The sequence below is a fragment of the Bradyrhizobium sp. SZCCHNR1002 genome (assembly GCF_032381435.1).
Taxonomy (GTDB): Bacteria; Pseudomonadota; Alphaproteobacteria; order Rhizobiales; family Xanthobacteraceae; genus Bradyrhizobium; species Bradyrhizobium aeschynomenes.
The window spans coordinates 37,265-53,834 of record NZ_JAUHIS010000006.1 but is presented as its reverse complement, the minus strand read 5'-3'; the positions used below and the strand labels follow the sequence as shown (position 1 = coordinate 53,834).

13 protein-coding genes are annotated in these 16,570 nt (G+C 66.3%); 8 read left to right on the top strand and 5 right to left on the bottom strand.

From position 1 onward, the window contains the following. Nucleotides 1-52: 52 nt before the first annotated feature. On the top strand, nt 53-1,738 hold the full coding sequence (locus QX108_RS25215) for a methyl-accepting chemotaxis protein (RefSeq protein WP_315784566.1): 1,686 nt from the start codon (nt 53-55) through the stop codon (nt 1,736-1,738). A 52-nt stretch (nt 1,739-1,790) separates the two neighbouring features. Here QX108_RS25215 and QX108_RS25210 read toward each other — a convergent pair whose 3' ends face one another. From QX108_RS25210 to mgtA, 4 genes are all read right to left on the bottom strand, one after another. Then, nucleotides 1,791-3,146: an esterase-like activity of phytase family protein gene (locus tag QX108_RS25210; RefSeq protein ID WP_315784565.1), complete on the bottom strand. Its 1,356-nt coding sequence runs from the start codon at nt 3,144-3,146 to the stop codon at nt 1,791-1,793. Between the two features lie 120 nt (nt 3,147-3,266). Further along, on the bottom strand, nt 3,267-4,214 hold the full coding sequence (locus tag QX108_RS25205; protein WP_315784563.1) for a DMT family transporter: 948 nt from the start codon (nt 4,212-4,214) through the stop codon (nt 3,267-3,269). A gap of 115 nt (nt 4,215-4,329) precedes the next feature. Further along, nucleotides 4,330-5,259 carry a DMT family transporter gene (locus tag QX108_RS25200; protein WP_315784561.1) on the bottom strand — a complete coding sequence of 310 codons (930 nt, stop codon included), beginning with the start codon at nt 5,257-5,259 and terminating at the stop codon, nt 4,330-4,332. 144 nt (nt 5,260-5,403) lie between these two features. Further along, on the bottom strand, nt 5,404-7,968 hold the full coding sequence (mgtA, locus tag QX108_RS25195; RefSeq protein ID WP_315784560.1) for a magnesium-translocating P-type ATPase: 2,565 nt from the start codon (nt 7,966-7,968) through the stop codon (nt 5,404-5,406). 198 nt (nt 7,969-8,166) lie between these two features. On the opposite strand from mgtA, the gene QX108_RS25190 reads away from it, so the two are divergent. The 7 genes from QX108_RS25190 to QX108_RS25160 all read left to right on the top strand — a co-directional run bounded on the left by QX108_RS25190 (nt 8,167) and on the right by QX108_RS25160 (nt 15,783). Beyond that, nucleotides 8,167-9,432, top strand: a complete 1,266-nt coding sequence (locus QX108_RS25190; RefSeq protein ID WP_315784558.1) for an efflux RND transporter periplasmic adaptor subunit — start codon at nt 8,167-8,169, stop codon at nt 9,430-9,432. Then, entirely contained in the window at nt 9,429-10,655 is a 1,227-nt protein-coding gene (locus QX108_RS25185) for an ABC transporter permease (protein WP_172112350.1), read from the top strand. The genes QX108_RS25190 and QX108_RS25185 overlap by 4 nt, the downstream gene beginning before the upstream one ends. After that, nucleotides 10,648-11,331 (top strand): ABC transporter ATP-binding protein, encoded by a 684-nt coding sequence (locus QX108_RS25180; RefSeq protein WP_315784555.1) that lies wholly within the window; start codon nt 10,648-10,650, stop codon nt 11,329-11,331. Before QX108_RS25185 ends, QX108_RS25180 begins: the two co-directional genes overlap by 8 nt. Before the next feature lie 378 nt (nt 11,332-11,709). Continuing rightward, complete coding sequence (locus QX108_RS25175; protein ID WP_315721683.1) at nt 11,710-13,002, top strand: adenylosuccinate synthase; 1,293 nt, start codon at nt 11,710-11,712, stop codon at nt 13,000-13,002. Between the two features lie 36 nt (nt 13,003-13,038). Then, nucleotides 13,039-14,682 (top strand): hypothetical protein, encoded by a 1,644-nt coding sequence (locus QX108_RS25170; protein WP_315784552.1) that lies wholly within the window; start codon nt 13,039-13,041, stop codon nt 14,680-14,682. Nucleotides 14,683-14,736: 54 nt separating this feature from the next. Beyond that, nucleotides 14,737-15,183 carry a DUF5413 family protein gene (locus QX108_RS25165; protein ID WP_315721681.1) on the top strand — a complete coding sequence of 149 codons (447 nt, stop codon included), beginning with the start codon at nt 14,737-14,739 and terminating at the stop codon, nt 15,181-15,183. A 48-nt stretch (nt 15,184-15,231) separates the two neighbouring features. After that, nucleotides 15,232-15,783, top strand: a complete 552-nt coding sequence (locus QX108_RS25160) for a DUF4112 domain-containing protein (protein ID WP_315721680.1) — start codon at nt 15,232-15,234, stop codon at nt 15,781-15,783. A gap of 88 nt (nt 15,784-15,871) precedes the next feature. Here QX108_RS25160 and QX108_RS25155 read toward each other — a convergent pair whose 3' ends face one another. Beyond that, nucleotides 15,872-16,159 carry a hypothetical protein gene (locus tag QX108_RS25155; protein ID WP_172889812.1) on the bottom strand — a complete coding sequence of 96 codons (288 nt, stop codon included), beginning with the start codon at nt 16,157-16,159 and terminating at the stop codon, nt 15,872-15,874. Between the last annotated feature and the right edge of the window lie 411 nt (nt 16,160-16,570).

Sequence of the window (16,570 nt, the reverse complement as noted above, 5' to 3'; positions counted from 1 at the left end):
TCTGCAGGTTACCTTGACAGATCGTTGACATCGATGGGGCGGAGTTCGTCGCGTGCTGCTGAACAATATGAAGATCGCCCCCAAGCTGGCCATCGTGGTCGGTGTCGCTCTCCTGGGGCTTGCCGCGGCCGGTAGCTTCGCCGCCGACCTGATGCATCGGGAGATGGTCAACGCCCGCATCGAGCAGTGCAGGGCCATCGTCGAGACCGCGCGCAACATGGCGCTCGGCCTCATCAAGGAGGTCGAAGCCGGCAAGATGACGAAGGAGGCGGCGCTCGACGCGTTCATCGACCGCGGCCGGACGATGACCTTCGACAAGGGGGCGGGCTACCTGTTCGCCTATACGATGGACGGGATCGTGGTCCTGTCCCAAAACCCGAAGCAGCGCGGCGAGAACGTCATCGATTTCGAGCTCAACGGACGCAAGCTGGTCGTCGAGCTGCGCGACGGCGTTGCCAAGAACGGCGACGTGACCCTGCACTATGAATATCTGCGTCCGGGCCAGGAGCAGCCGACCCGGAAGATTTCCTATGCGGTCATGATCCCCGGCTGGAACACGTTCGTCGGCACCGGCGTCTATGTCGACGATCTCGATGCCAAGATGCAGCCGTTGAAATGGATGATTTGGATGGCCTGCGCCGGCATCGCGATCGTCGCCGGCGGCATCGCCTGGCTGATCAGCCGCAGCATCAGCGTGCCGCTGGATCGCCTCGGCGTCCGCATGCGGGAGATCGCCGACGGGCGGCTCGACGGCGAGATCCCCGGTGTCGGCCGCGGTGACGAGATCGGCGGCATGGCGGCCACGGTCCAGATCTTCAAGGACAATGCGGTGCGGATGCGCGAGCTCGAGCAGGCGGAGGCCGCGAACAAGCAGCGCGCCGAGACGGAGCGGCGCGCCGCGATGCAAAATCTTGCGGCCGACTTTGAGCGCAGCGTCAACGGCATCGTCCGCTCGGTGGCCTCGGCGGCGGAGGGCATGCAGCACACCGCGGAGTCGATGACGTCGACGGCGAGCGATGCGAGCTCACGCGCCTCTACGGTCAGCGCCGCCACGCAGAGCGCGAACGACAATGTCGGCACCGTGGCGTCCGCGGCCGAGGAGCTGTCGAGCTCGGTCAACGAGATCTCCCGTCAGGTCGCACGCTCCAGCGAGATCGCCAGCAAGGCGGTCGGCGATGCCGAGCGCACCAATGCCACCGTGCAGGTGCTGTCGACCGGCGCCGAGAAGATCGGCGAGGTCGTCAAGCTGATCCACTCGATCGCGGCGCAGACCAATCTGCTGGCGCTGAACGCGACCATCGAAGCTGCCCGCGCCGGCGAATCCGGCAGGGGGTTTGCCGTCGTCGCCTCCGAGGTCAAGGCGCTGGCCAACCAGACGGCGAAGGCGACCGAGGAGATCTCGGCGCAGGTCGCCGCGATGCAGACCTCGACGCAGGATGCGGTCGCCGCCATCGGCGGCATCACCCAGACCATCGCCCAGATGAGCGAGATCACCAACTCGATCTCGACCTCGATCTCCCAGCAGGGCGACGCGACCCGCGAGATCGCGCGCAACATCCAGTCGGTCGCCGCCGGCTCGAACGAGATCAGCGCGCATATCGGGGGCGTCACCAAGGCCGCGGAAGCGACCGGTATGGCCGCCTCCGAGGTGCTGGCGAGCGCGCGCGAGCTCGACAGCCAGTCCGGGCTGCTGCAGCAGGCCGTCGACGGCTTCATGGCAAAGGTACGGACGGCCTGATCGGAGCTGGCGCCGGCGTCGCAACGCCGGCGCGGTGAGGCCCGAAAGCCGGCTACTTGGCCTTGAGGAAGTCGCCGACTTCGAGCAGCACGAACTCGTTGTCGTCGGCCTTGTTGGGATTGCGGCTGGACGAGAACGGCAGGTTGTTGTCGTTGCCGACGATGATGTGGGTCTCGTCGACCTTGTCGACATTCTCGATCGTGAAGAACGGGAAGGTGAGCACGCCGTCGTTGAGCGGCTTGCGTGCCTTGTTGTCCGGGTCCTTGATCTTCATCAGATCGATGTAGGCGATCTTGCGGACCGGCTTGCCGACATTGGCATCGGACAGCTCGATCTTGTAGACGCGCTTGAACTTGGCGAGGTCCGGAAAGCAGTTGTCGCCGCGGGTGCCCTGCGCGCAGGCCTTGTCGCCGGTGCCCTCGCCATTGTCGCGCTCGATGATCAGCCCCTGGGCCGGATCGATCATGTTGAAGTCGCCGATGGCGTTGCCGTTCTGCTCGAACACATATTGCCAGTAGCGGCCGGTGAACTTCTCTGCGGCGACGTCGAACTCGAGGATGCGCGAGGCTTCCTTGCCGTCGACCTTCTCCCAATCCTTCTTCTCGGCATCCCACAGCGGACCTTCGAGCAGGCCGTAGATGAACTTGCCGTCGATGGACGACGCGAAGCCTTCATAGCCCTTCGAGCGGCGCAGATTGACGTTGGTGTAGCTCGCACCGGGTGCCCCAGGCGATTGCACCGCCCAGTGGTCGGGCGAGCGCACAGGCTTGCCGTCGGCGACCGTCTCGAACACCGCGAGCACCTTTCCGCTCTTGTCGGCCTTGATGACGTAGGGACCGAATTCGTCACCGATCCAGATGGCGTTGCCGATGATCTGGAAACCCTCGATGTCGAAATCGGAGCCGCTCAGATAGCGCTTGGCGGTGTTCTCATGGACGATGCGGAACGGCACCTTCTTGTCCGGATCGTGCAGGAAGATCGTCTCCAGTCGCTCGACCTTGCCGCTGGCCCAGTCGATCTTGTAGCGGTTCAGATAGAGCATCGAATCCGGTGAGTTGTAGCGCGAGCCCATGCCGTTGTCGGTGAGGACCCAGAAGCTGCCGTCCGCCATCTTCTTGATGCCGGAGTGGCCCTGCTGCGGCTGGCCCTTGAACGGCAGCGAGACGCCAGTCGGGCGCTCGTAGGACTTGCCCATCACGCTGCCGATGGCGTCGACGCGCTTGCCAGTGGTGTATTTGCCGGACGTCTTGAGATCATCGGGGGCATCGGCTGGGGCGTCGATGAAGGATTCGGCTGGTATCACGGCGTGCCCCGCCAGCGTCACGGGGAATTCACCTTCGCCTTGCGCGCGCGCCGCGCCGACGCCGAGAGCGAGGACCGCAACGGTGGTCAGTAGATATCGGTGCATGGGAAGCCTCCTGCGAGCTTGAACCATGCGCGTTGTGGACAGGACGCCTGACGCTAGGCTGACACTTCGATGACACCCAGATGATGAGGGCTCGCTGTCCTGGGGCCTCTTGCCGCACGCTCACGATTTGGGCGCCGCCTGCGGCCTCCGGAGCGGCACGCGCGACGCGATGATCACGCCGGCGATGACCAGCGCGTAGCCGATCAGGTGGAACGGCTTCAGCTCCTCGCCGAGCAGGAGGATGGCCAGCACCGAGCCGAACAGCGGCACGAGGTGCAAGAAAGGCGCGGCGCGGTTGGGCCCGATCAGGCCGATGCCGCGATTGAAGAACAGATAGGCCAGCGTCGAGGCGAACACCACGACATAGCCGAGCGTCAGGACCGACAGCAGATCGAGCTGCAGCACGAAGCCGGAGGCGTATTCCCAGGCGGCCAGCGGCAGCAGCAACAGCGCGCCCAAGGCGGTGCAGGCTGAGATCAGCGACAGCTGGTGCACGGCCGGCCGCCGCGTCATGACGGCGGAATAGATCCCGAACACCAGCAGCGCCCCGGCGAACATCAGGTCGCCGCGGTTGAACTGAATGGCGGCCAATGCGCCGAGGTCGCCGCGCAGCAGGATCACGAGCACACCGGTCAAGGAGATCGCAATGCCGGCGAACTGCGCCGCCGTCAGTCTCACGCCGAACAGCACCAGCGCCCAGAGCGCCACGAACAGCGGGGCCGAGGACTGGATCAGCAGCCCGTTGAGCGCCTGGGTGTACTGCATGGCCCAATAGGACAGCGCGTTGTTGATGGCGAAACCGGTCAGCGCCAGGACCAGCACCAGCCGCCAGTTTGCCAGCAAGATCCGCCAATCATGCGCGAGATGCGCCCGCGCGAAGGGCCATAGCATCAGGAAGGTGCCGATCCAGCGGATACAGGACAAGGTCAACGGCGGCACGTGGCCGGCGACGTAGCGTGCCAGCACGATGTTGCCGGCCCAGAACAGCGACGCCAGCGTCAGCAGCAGATAGGGCTGGTTGTTGAGCCAGGCGAACGGCGAGGATGGCTTGAGGTCGTCGGCGGGCAAGGGAGGCGGGATGCTCTGACGGGAGAAGCCGGGAGGGTGGGCCAAATCCCGGCTCAACGCAATGCGCCGTCGCGAATTGGTGCCATGCAGGCGCTCTCGTTCAGTGATCCGCGCCTCATGTCGCCTGCTTGCGCGAGGCCACGTAGACGCCGCTCAGCACCAGGGCAAAGCCGATGACGTGGAAGATCTGAGGCTGCTCGCCGAGGAACACGAACGCCATGATCGAGCCGAACACCGGCACGACGTGGAAGAACGGTGCGGCGCGGTTGGCGCCGATCAGGAGCACGCCGCGGTTGAAGCAGAGATAGGCGATGGTCGAGGGGAAGATCGCCACGTAGAGCAGCGACAGCAGGTTCTGGGCATCGAACGCCATCACCGGGCGGGCGTTGAGTTCCCAGATCAACAGCGGGATCAGGCTGGCTGCGCCGCAGCCGAAGGTGAAAGCGACCATCGACAGACCGTGGATCTGAGGCCGCTTGATCGTCAGCACCGAGTAGAAGCCGAACACCGCCATCGCGACCAGGAAGATCAGGTCACCCTTGTTGAAGCTGATGTCGGCGAGCGCGGTAGGGTGGCCGCGCGTCAGGATCAGCAGCACGCCTGCGAGCGACAGCACGATGCCGATCGCCTGCGCCAGCGTCAGGTGCACGCGCAGCAGCAGCATCGACCACATCGCGACGATCAGCGGGCCGCCGGATTGCAGCAGCAGCGTGTTGAGCGCCTGGGTGTATTCGAGCGACCAGTATTGCAGCGTGTTGAACGCGCCGATGCCGGTCACCGACAGCGCGATCATGATGCCCAGCTTGGACCGGATCGCCGGCCAGTCTTGCCGCAACTGCTTCCTGGCCAGCGGCAAGATCAGAAGGAACGCCAGCGACCAGCGCAGGAACGACAGCGTCACCGGTGGGATGTGACCGGCCGCGAGGCGGCCAACGACCGCGTTACCGGCCCAGCACAGCGCGGTGATGCTGAGCAGCACGTAGGGTTGGTTCGCGATCCAGGCGCGCGCAGGCGCGGCGGACGCAGGGGGATCGGCGGCGGTCATACGGCGGTTTTGGACCCGGTTCGTGCGCCGCGGCATTCGGCCCGGTTGTCCCGGCCGCTGTTTCCTCCCCGGCCTTCTCGACAGACACCAATTGCCGTTGCCCATCAAGAGGGCAGATGCATCGCGACCATGCAGCCAGGGCGGTCATGAATGTCCATGCTGACGGTGATGCCTGTGGTGACGTCGTGGACGTCCGGTTCTCACGGCGAAAGACTTGAGCGCTTCCGCGCTGACCAAGTAGGCGGCGACCAGGACCGCGATGCCAGCCAGCATGGCAACGGGCGGGGCAACGAAGCCGAACCATGCGCCCGCCGGCGTGAAGGGAACAATGAGCGCGGCGAACAGCGCGGTCAGCGACGAGGCCGTCAGCATCGGATCGGCCCGGTTGCTCCATGGTCGCCCGTTGGTCCGGATGATGAAGATGACGAGAATCTGCGTCGCCATGGATTCGAGGAACCAGGCCGTGCGGAACTCGTCGGGCGTGGCGTGGAACAGATAGAGCAGCGCGCCGAAGGTCAGGAAGTCGAACAGCGACGATAACGGCCCCATGATCCCGGCGAAGCGCAACAGCCGCTTCATGTCCCAGCGTTGCGGCCGCGCGGTCGCCTGCGGGCTGACGCGATCGAAGGGGATGCCGAGCTCGGAGAGATCATAGAGCAGGTTGTTGAGCAGGATCTGCGTCGGCAGCATCGGCAGGAATGGCAGCACGATCGAGGCGACCGCCATCGACAGCATGTTGCCGAAGTTCGAGCTCGCGCCCATCCGGACGTATTTCAGGATGTTGGCAAAGGTCCGCCGGCCCTCCTCGACGCCGTCGGCGACGACCTCGAGATCGGAGGAGAGCAGGATCATGTCGGCCGCGGATTGTGCCACGCCGGTCGCACCGTCGACCGACAGGCCGATGTCGGCCACCTTCAGCGCCGGCGCGTCGTTGATGCCGTCGCCGAGGAAGCCGACGACCTCGCCCGAGGCCTGCAGCGCCTTGACGATACGCGATTTCTGATCGGGGGCGAGCCGTCCGAAGGCGTCGGCCGAGCGAACCTGCACCGCGAGCGCCTCATCGCTGAGCTCGGCGATGTCGCTTCCGGACAACACGCGGTCGGCCTTCAGGCCGACCAGTCCCGCCAATCGTTTGACGACCACGGGATCGTCGCCGGAGAGTATCTTCAATGCGATGCCGGCGCGGGCGAGCTGTGCGATCGCGGCTGCCGCCGTCGGCTTGGGCGGATCGGCGAAGGCGCACAGGCCCTCGAAGATCAGTTCCTGCTCGTCCTCGGTCTCGATTTCGCGGGTCGCACCGCTCCAGGGTTTCGAGGCGATCGCGACGGTGCGCAGTCCCTCGTGGGCCAGTGCATGAACGCGCTCGCGCATCGCGTGACGACCATTGTCGTCGAGCGCGGCGATGGTGCTGCCCTGCCTTTGCTGCGTGCAGAGCTCGATGACGGCCTCCGGCGCGCCCTTCACGATCAGGATCTGCTCGGTGCCGCGGATTGCCAGCACGGAGCCGAGCCGGCGCGAGAAGTCGAAGGTCTGCTGGCCGCCCAAGGCCCATCCTGCCGCGGCCTGATCGGCACCTGCGAGCAGCGCGGTATCGAGCGATCCGCGATCGCCGCCGAGCGCGGCGGCAATCGCGCCGAGCTCCGCGGCGCGCGGATCGTTGCGGCCGTCCGCCGCGATGCTGCGGGCCAGCGTGATCTCCGCCGACGTCAGCGTTCCCGTCTTGTCGGTGCACAGCACCGACATCGCGCCGAGGTCGTGGATCGCCGCGAGCCGCTTCACGATCACCTTGCGCTTGGCCATGCGCAGCGCTCCGCGCGACAGCGTCACCGTCGTGATCATCGGCAGCAGCTCAGGCGTCAGTCCGACCGCGAGCGCGACCGAGAACAACAGCGAGTCGAGCACGTCGCGGCCAAACACCACGCGAAAGGCGAGCACGATGACGACCAGCGCCAGTGTGAGTCGTGCGACGACCAGACCGAACTCGTGCAGATCGCGCTCGAACGGCGTACGCGCCTGTGCTTCCGCCAGTGCCGAGGCGGCCGCCCCGAACATCGTGTTCGGCCCGGTGTTGACGACGAGAGTGACGGCTTCGCCGGTCTGCGCCACCGAGCCGCGGAACAGCGCGTTCGACGTATCGTTCTCGTCGCTGGGAAGGTCGGCCTGCTTGGTCACGGGATAGGGCTCGCCGGTCAGGGCAGCCTCGCCGGCGGCGAAAGCCTTGGACTCGAGAATCAATGCATCCGCCGGAACGATGTCGCCGGCGCGCACGCGCACGATGTCGCCGGGCACGACCAGGTCGACATCGATCTCGCGATAGGCGCCGTCGCGCTTGACCTCGGCCTTCAGGGCCACGGAGCGCCGCAGCTCCTCGGCGGCCTTGACGGCATGGCCCTCCTGAACGGTATCGAGTCCGATCGACAGCGTCAGGATCAGGACGATGATTGCGCCCCCGATCACGTCGCCTGTCACCATCGAGATGATGCCGGCGACGAGCAGAATGAGCGATAGCGGCTCGAGCAGCCGGCGCAACACGGCGCGCAGCGGGCCAACGACGTGCGACGGAGAGTCGGCGTTGCGGCCATAGAGTTGCAGCCGCTGTTGTGCGTCGGACTCGCCGAGTCCCTTCAAATCGCAGCCCAGGGACGCTCCGACCTGTGCGGGCGAGAGGCGCCAGAACCGGGGTAGGCCGGAGGTGGTTTCCGTGGTCACGCGCGCCCGTTCATGTTCGTGGACAGATGTTCACGGCTGAATTGCACGAAGCATCGTGCCCCGGTTGACCTAGCGCAACATCCCGATGCGCCCATGACCTAATTTCCAGGAACCGCGCCGCAGGGCTGGCGGCTGCAAGTTGACGAGCACGAGGACGAGATCCCGCCCGGTCCGCCGGGCGCATCTGTATTGATGGACATGGTCGACCAAGCTGCAGCCCTCACGCGTCAGAACAGCAAGCCAATGCCGAAGGTGTGGACCGCCTTGCTGGCGCATCGCTGGTTCATTCTGGCGGTCTTGCTGCTGCTCGGCCTCGGCGGCTGGCAGAGCGTGCGCCTCATGCTCGGCCCGGCGATCTCGGTCGATCAGGTCCGGCGCGGCGATCTGGTCGAGACGGTCGTTGCCAGCGGCCATGTCGAGACGCCATTCCGTGTCGAGATCGGCAGCCAGATCACGGGCACCGTCGATGAAGTTCTCGTGCTCGAAGGCCAGCGTGTCACCAAGAGCCAGCCGCTGATCTCGCTGGAAGCGCGCGAGCTCAAGGCTGCGGTGGTGCAAGCCCAGGGACAGGTCGCGCAGGCCGAAGCGCGGATGCGGCAGCTCGCGGAGCTGACCTTGCCCTCGGCGAAGGAGGCGCTGCGCCAGGCGCAGGCGACGCTGCTCAACGCGCAGCAGAGCTATGATCGGACCTCGCAACTGACCGGCAATGGCTATGCCACGCGCGCCGCGCTCGACGAGGCGCAGAAGACGTTGGATATCGCTCTGGCGCAGAAGCGCGCGGCCGAATTCCAGGTCTTCACCGCCAGCCCGGGCGGCAGCGACCACGTGATGGCGGAGACGCAGCTGAACCAGGCGCGCGCCAATCTCGACACGGCTCAATCGCGGCTCGGCTACGCGACGATCTCTGCGCCCCGCGACGGCGTGCTGATCACGCGCAATGTCGAGAAGGGGACCGTGGCCCAGCCAGGCAAGGCGCTGCTGGTGCTGGCGCCTGCCGGCGACGTCCAACTCGTCCTGCAGATCGACGAGCGCAATCTCGGCAAGCTCGCGCTCGGCCAGACGGCGCTGGCCTCGGCGGATGCCTATCCCGACAGGCGCTTCGCGGCCGTCGTCAGCTACATCAATCCAGGCATCGATCTGTCCCGCGCGTCCGTGCAGGTCAAGCTGACCGTCAAGGACCCGCCGGACTATCTGCGCCAGGACATGACGGTGTCTGTCGACATCGAGGTCGCATCGCGCAAGGACACGCTCGAGCTGCCGGTGCGCTCGGTTCATGATCTCACCTCCGGGCAGCCCTGGGTGCTCGGCATCAAGGACGGCCGCGCCGTCAAGCTGCCGGTGCGCGCCGGCATTCGCGGCAACAGTCATGTCGAGATCGTCGACGGCTTGAATGCGGGTGACGTCGCAGTGCCCCAGAGTTCGGGTGTCGTGACCGGACAGCGCTTTCGTCCGGTGCTGCCGTGAACCGCTGGCTGCCGTTCGAGTGGATCGCGGCGGTGCGCTTCCTGCGCGAAGGACGTCTGCAGACCTTGTTCATCATCGGAGGCATCGCGATCGGCGTCGGCGTGATCGTGTTCATGTCGGCGATGCTGGCGGGCCTGGAGGCCAACTTCATCAAGCGCGTGCTGACCTCGCAGCCGCAGATCCAGCTGCTGACGCCGGATCAGGTCGCGCGTCCCCTGCGCAACGGCAACGGCGTCATCGAGGATCCGATCGTGCAGCGCCCGAGTCAGCGCGTGATCTCGATCGATCAATGGCCGAAGATCCGCGACCAGATGCTGGCGATGCCGGAGATCACCGCGGTGTCGCCGACCATTTCCGGTTCGGCGCTGGCCATTCGTGGCGATGCCAGCCGCGCCGTGACCTTGTCCGGCGTCGAGCCGGAGAGCTACTTCAAGATCGTACGCGTGCCGGACTACATCGTCGCCGGCGAGCCGCGGCTGACCAGCGACGACATCATCATCGGCACCGAGCTGGCCAGGGAGCTCGGCGCGATCGTTCGTGACAAGCTCAATGTCCAGGCCGCCTCCGGCGCCAATCGGGTGCTGACGGTGACCGGCCTGGTCGATCTCGGCAACAAGGGCGTCAATCAGCGCGCGGCGTATGTCGCGCTGCGCACCGCGCAGTCGCTGCTCGGCATGGTCGGCGGCGTCACCACGATCGACATCACGGTGAAGGACATCTACGCGGCGGAGGATATCGCCCAGCGCATCCAGGCAGCGAACCTGGTCAAGGCCGACAGCTGGATCAAGACCAATGCGCAGTTCTTCACCGCGGTGCGCGCGCAGGAAACCTCGAACACGCTGATCCGGGTGTTCGTTGCGCTCTCGGTCGCGTTCGGCATCGCAGCCGTGCTGATCGTCTCGGTGATCCAGCGCTCCAAGGAGATCGGCATTCTCAGGGCGATGGGGACCTCGCGCGGCCAGATCCTGCGCGTGTTCCTGCTGCAGGGGGGGCTGCTCGGCTTCATCGGCTCGCTGTTCGGCGCCGCGATGGGAGCGGGTGCCTTGATCTATTGGCATGCGGTGCAGCGCCAGGCCGACGGTTCGGAATTATTTCCCCTGATCCTCGAACGTCGGCTCTTCATCATCACGGCCCTGATCGCGACGGTGACGGGGTTGCTCGCGGCGACCGCGCCGGCGTTGCGCGCGGCCAAGCTCGATCCCGTGGTGGCGATCCGTGGCTGAGGTCATCCTGCGTCTGGAGAAGGTCTGCAAGGCCTACAATGTCGGCCAGCCGACCGAGAGCGAGGTGCTGCACGACATCGACCTCGAAGTCGACCGCGGCGAGTTCGTTGCGCTGATCGGTCCGTCCGGCTCCGGCAAGAGCACGTTGCTCAACATCGTCGGCCTGCTCGACCGGCCGACCTCCGGGCGACTGACGATCAAGGGCCAGGACACCGCCGCGCTCAGCGACGCCGAGCTCACCCATCTGCGCGGCCACACCATCGGGTTCATCTTCCAGTCGCATCTGCTGATCTCCGCCTTCACGGCCAAGGAGAACGTCATGATGCCGCTGCTGGTCGATCGCGGCTTTCCGAGTCCGGAGATCGAGGCGCAGGCGGGCAGGCTGCTCGACCAGGTCGGTCTGGCGAAGTTCGCGGGCCATCTCGCAAGCAACATGTCGGGCGGCCAGCAGCAGCGCGTCGCGGTGGCGCGGGCGCTGGCGATGAACCCGGATCTGGTGCTGGCGGACGAGCCGACCGGCAATCTCGACACCAAGTCGGCGGAGGCGGTCTTCGCCCTGCTGCAACAGGTCAATCGCCGGGTCGGCACCAGCTTCCTGCTGGTCACCCACAACCTTGATCTGGCGCGGCGCTGCGACCGCATCATCGAGGTTGTCGATGGGCGCATTCAGGCCTGACCGGCGACGGTGCTGATCAGCAGCTGTGCGTCCGGTTCGCAACTTCGATCGTAGATTCGCCGCCGTTCCAGTGCTCAATGAGCATGCCTGGGTCAGGGCGCCGACAGAAGCGCCGGCCCGGGTCGCCCATCCGCAGCCGGGGCGGCATGAAATTTTGGGGCTTATCAAAGGCTTGGTGGCGCTGTTGTGTGCTCCGAGGGCCCGTTCTTGCTTGCCTAGCCCGGCGGCTTCCTTTATCCGGTGGGTCGCCTCGCAAGCGAGCGGTCCCGGCCGCGATTTGGGCTGGGCGCATGGTTGGCCAGGCTGGCCCCTCATCGGAAGCGATATCGTCCGAGCCGATCGTGCTGTTTTGGATCTTGGCAGAGGAAAGAGCTGCGAATGGCTAACGTCGTCGTCGTCGGCGCCCAGTGGGGTGACGAGGGGAAGGGCAAGATCGTCGACTGGCTGTCGGAGCAGGCCGACATCGTCGTTCGCTTCCAGGGCGGCCACAACGCCGGTCATACGCTCGTCATCAACGGCGCGACCTACAAGCTGGCGCTGCTGCCGTCGGGCGTGCTGCGCACCGGCAAGCTGTCGGTGATCGGCAATGGCGTCGTGTTCGATCCGCAAGCCTTTCTCGACGAGGTCAGCAAGCTGCAGTCGCAGGGCCTGTCCATCAGCCCGGACAATCTGCGCGTTGCCGAGAACGTCACCCTGATCCTGCCGCTGCACCGGGAGCTCGATGCGCTCCGCGAGTCCGCGAGCGCCGCGACCGCGATCGGCACCACCCGCCGGGGCATCGGTCCGGCCTATGAGGACAAGGTCGGCCGTCGCGCGATCCGCCTGATGGACCTCGCCGACCTCGACACGCTGCCGCACAAGATCGACCGCCTGCTCGCCCACCACAACGCATTGCGCCGCGGGCTCGGCCTGGAGCCGATCGACGGCAAGGTCATTCTGAACGAGCTGACCGCGCTGGCGCCGAAGCTGCTGCCTTATACCGAAACGGTTTGGCGGCTGCTCGACATCAAGCGTCGCGAGGGCAAGCGCCTGCTGTTCGAAGGCGCACAGGGCGCGCTGCTCGACGTCGATCACGGCACCTACCCTTACGTGACCTCGTCCAACACGGTGGCGGCGCAGGCTGCGACCGGCGCCGGCCTGGGGCCGGGCGCGATCGGCTACGTGCTCGGCCTCTGCAAGGCCTACACGACGCGGGTCGGGCAGGGACCGTTTCCCACCGAGCAGGACAACGAGACGGGCCGGAAGATCGGCGAGCGTGGCCGCGAGTTCGGAACGAATACCGGCCGGCCGCGTCGTTGCGGCTGGTTCGATGCCGTCCTGGTTCGCCAGGCGGTGCGGACTTGCGGCATTAACGGTCTTGCACTGACCAAGCTGGACATTCTCGACGGTTTCGACACCATCGAGGTCTGCACCGGCTATCGGCTGGACGGCAAGGAGATCGATCATTTCCCGGCAGGCGAAGGCGCTCAGGCCCGGGTCGAGCCGATCTACGAGACCATCGAAGGCTGGAAGCAGCCGACGGCGAACGCACGCTCCTGGGCCGATCTGCCGGCCCAGGCCATCAAATACGTCCGACGCATCGAGGAACTGGTGGGTTGCCCGATTGCGCTGCTTTCCACCAGCCCCGAACGCGAGGATACTATTCTGGTCCAGAATCCCTTCGAAGCGTGAAGGGACCCGACAGCGCAGCCCGCGAATTGAGTTGATATGGCCGACTACTACCCGCTGATAGCCCGCGCCATTGCCGGATTGGACCCCAACGCTCCCGGCGAAAGTCGGCGCGCGCTTTATGAGCGGGCACGGGCGGCGCTGATCGCGCAGCTGCGCAGCGTCCAGCCGCCGCTCAGCGAATCCGAGATCACCCGCGAGCGGCTGTCGCTCGAGGAGGCGGTCCGCAAGGTCGAGGCCGAAGCGGCTCAGCGCGCCCGCGAGGCACAGCGGGCCTCCAGCGGCGCGGCCCGTCCCGGCGATGCGCTGCGCCGGGCCGGCGCGCGCAATCCTGATGCTCCGGCGGCCCCCGCAGCTCAGCCCGGCCCGACGCCCGAACAACCGGCTGCTCCCGCTGCGCGACCGCGGCCAGCTGCTGGGTCCCCAGTCCCTCGCAACGACCGTCCGCCGACTGGTCCTGAGCCGGCCGAGACACGGTCCGCCCGTGCTCCGCGGCCCGAGTCGCCGGTTGCCGCGGCAGCCCCGGCTGCACCGGCTCGGCCGCAGCCGCCACAGGTCGCGTCCCAGGACGTGCCGCCGTTGCGCGAGCGTCCGGGCCCCCAGCGACGGGGGCAGGACAACAACGGCACCGCCGCTGCGACGCCGTCGATGCGTGGCTTCCGGGACATCACCGCCGACGTCGACGATCTCGGCAAGGCGACGGCCCAGGCCAATCGCGCCGCGCGCAAGACCTACGCCAATGTTCCGGCGACCGACCTCGACCGCCTCGACGGCGATGATGACCGGCCGCCGCTGCCCGCCGAGCCGGCCTATTCCTATGACGAGTCGGTTCAGGAAGCCGAGCGCTACGCGGTGCCGGCCACCGCCTCGGCCCGTCCGCGGACGGCCGGCGAACGCGAGGCCAAGAAAAAGCCGGAGCGCAGTGGATCGACCTTCCCGTTCAAGGCCGCCATTGCTGCCGGCATCGTGCTGATCCTGATCGGCGCCGGCATTCTGTGGGGCCGGCCGCTGGTCGGAACCGTCAGCAGCCTGTTCAAGTCGACCTCGACGGTCGAGGCGCCGAAGGACGCCGGGGCGCCGCTGAGCAAGCCGAAGATCACCGACCGCGTCGGCCAGTCGCCATCCTCGGACCAGATCGCGCCGGTGGCCCAGAAGGTCGTGCTCTACGACGAGGATCCGGCCGATCCGAAGGGCAAGCAGTATCTCGGCACGGTGGTCTGGCGCACCGAGCAGATCAAGGCGACAGGCACGCAGAAGGCTGACATCGCCGTGCGGGCCGACATCGAGATTCCCGATCGCAAGTTCAAGATGACGATGTCGTTCCGCCGCAACACCGACACGTCGCTGCCGGCGAGCCATACCGCCGAGCTGACCTTCATCCTGCCGCAGGATTTCGCGGGCGGAGGCGTCGGCAACGTGCCGGGCATCCTGATGAAGTCCAACGAGCAGTCGCGCGGTACGCCGCTGGCGGGCCTCGCGGTCAAGGTGACCGACGGCTTCTTCCTGGTCGGTCTCTCCAATGTCGACGCCGACCGGACCCGCAACGTGCAGCTCCTGAAGGAGCGCTCCTGGTTCGACGTTCCCTTGGTCTACACCAACCAACGCCGGGCGATCATCGCGATCGAGAAGGGGGCTCCGGGCGAGCGCGCCTTCAACGACGCCTTCGCGCTGTGGGGAGACTGACCGGGCGGCACGGGCTTCGCGCCGTCGGCGGATCGGCGAGGCAGGAGGTTTGTCATGAAGCGATATCTCATCTTCGTGGCCGTCGGCCCCGCGCTGGGCGGCTTCGCGCTGCTTCTGGTCACCACCTACATGTCCGGCTACTGGACCAAGACCGATCCGGGTGAAGTGGCCAAGCTGTTCAAGGTGTTCGCCACGTCGCTGCAATACAGCTATCTGTTCGGCTTCCTGCCGGCGCTGATGATGTGCGCGATCGACGACATCCTGTTCCATGTCCGCCGCATCACGCCGGCGATCCGGATGCTGATCGTGGGCGGCATCGCCTTCGTTTTCGCCGGCTTCAACTATGCGTCCCACGGCTCCGAATACGGCGCGCTCCAGTGGATCCTGTATGGCCTCGTCGGCTTCATTCCGGCGACGGTATCGTCCTGGCTGGTTCACAAATTCGTCGATGAGCAACTTCCGGACGCCTCGCCGGCCCGGCCCAGCGAGCACGGTGCGTGACGGCGTGACGCAACTTGCGCCGCGCTGCCGCGTTTCTATGTGATGGGTATGCAAGACCAGATCTCCACCTCGCCCCGCCGCGCCTCCGGACGTGCCTCGCAGGCGCATTTCAGCGCCAATGAGGCGCGGGGGCCGATCATCGACCAGGATGGACGGGAGGTCCCGCAGGGAGGCTTCCAATCGTCGTTCAATGGCGCCTTCGTCGGGCCGGGCGGCGTTCGCTTCGACTTCCAGGGCGCCAATCCGTTCGGCAATCTGACACGCGAGCAGCGCATCGCCCGGCTCGAGGCGGTGGCCAGGCTGCTCGACGTCGCCTTCGTCGTGCCCGGCACCAACATCCGCTACGGCATCGACGGCATCATCGGTCTGATCCCGGTCGTCGGCGACCTCATCGCGACCGCGCTGTCGCTGTGGCTGGTGCGTGAGGCCCGCGCGCTGGGTGCGCCCTGGCACGTCATCACGCGGATGCTCGGCAACGTCGCGGTCGAAGGCGTGATCGGCATGGTGCCGGTCGCGGGCGATGCGTTCGACGTGCTGTTCCGCGCCAACATGCGCAACGCCAAGATCCTGCGGCGGTGGTTGGATACCCAGCCGCGCTGACCAACGGCAGAAACCAATAAAGAGGTCTCCATAAAAAAACTGCCCCGCGCGAGGCGGGGCAGGGTGTCGTCTAGTGGCCTGGCTGCCGTCAGGCCGCATCGGCGTCGGGCGCCTTGTCCTCGACGGCGCGGCGCGGCAGCGGAAACGCCTCACTCTCATACAGGGTACGGATGCCGTTCTGGTCGAACCGGGCTTCCTCGACCTGCAGATAGGCGCCATTCAGCGAGTCCGCCGGCAACTCCTCCATGGCGAAGCGCACGGCCTCGGCCGCGGTGCCGAACCGCCGATAAGCAAAGCCCGCCCGCTTCTTCTTGCGAATGGCGGCGGGAAACAGTTCGGCAGAGGTGTTGAAGTTGAACGGACGCATTGGACGCATGGTCTGAGACCTCTTCTTGTCGGCTAAGAGCGCTGACGCGAGCTTTCGAACGATCAAGCTTGGCAATGACGCCAGCGATTGCGGGTGTGGAGGGCGGTATTCTTGCCGCTCCAGGCGGCCCAGCCCTGCATGTCAGTTACAGCCCCTAATATAGGCCGATTTGACAGAAATGCGAATCCTGCCCGGTCACATCGTAAATCCGGGCTGCTTCCGGTCGTATTGAAATATCCTATTTTTTCAACAACTTAATTGATCTGCAACTTGTGAATGCAGGGGAGGCCGATCCGCACGGTGAAAATCTCGCGCCTTGTGGCCGATTTTGACCGCTCCGGGCGCGCCGGGCCGGGCCTGCCGGCCTCCCGGTACCGTCGCAAGAACGGGCCCGGGAGCGCCGGAAAGCGCCGGACAACG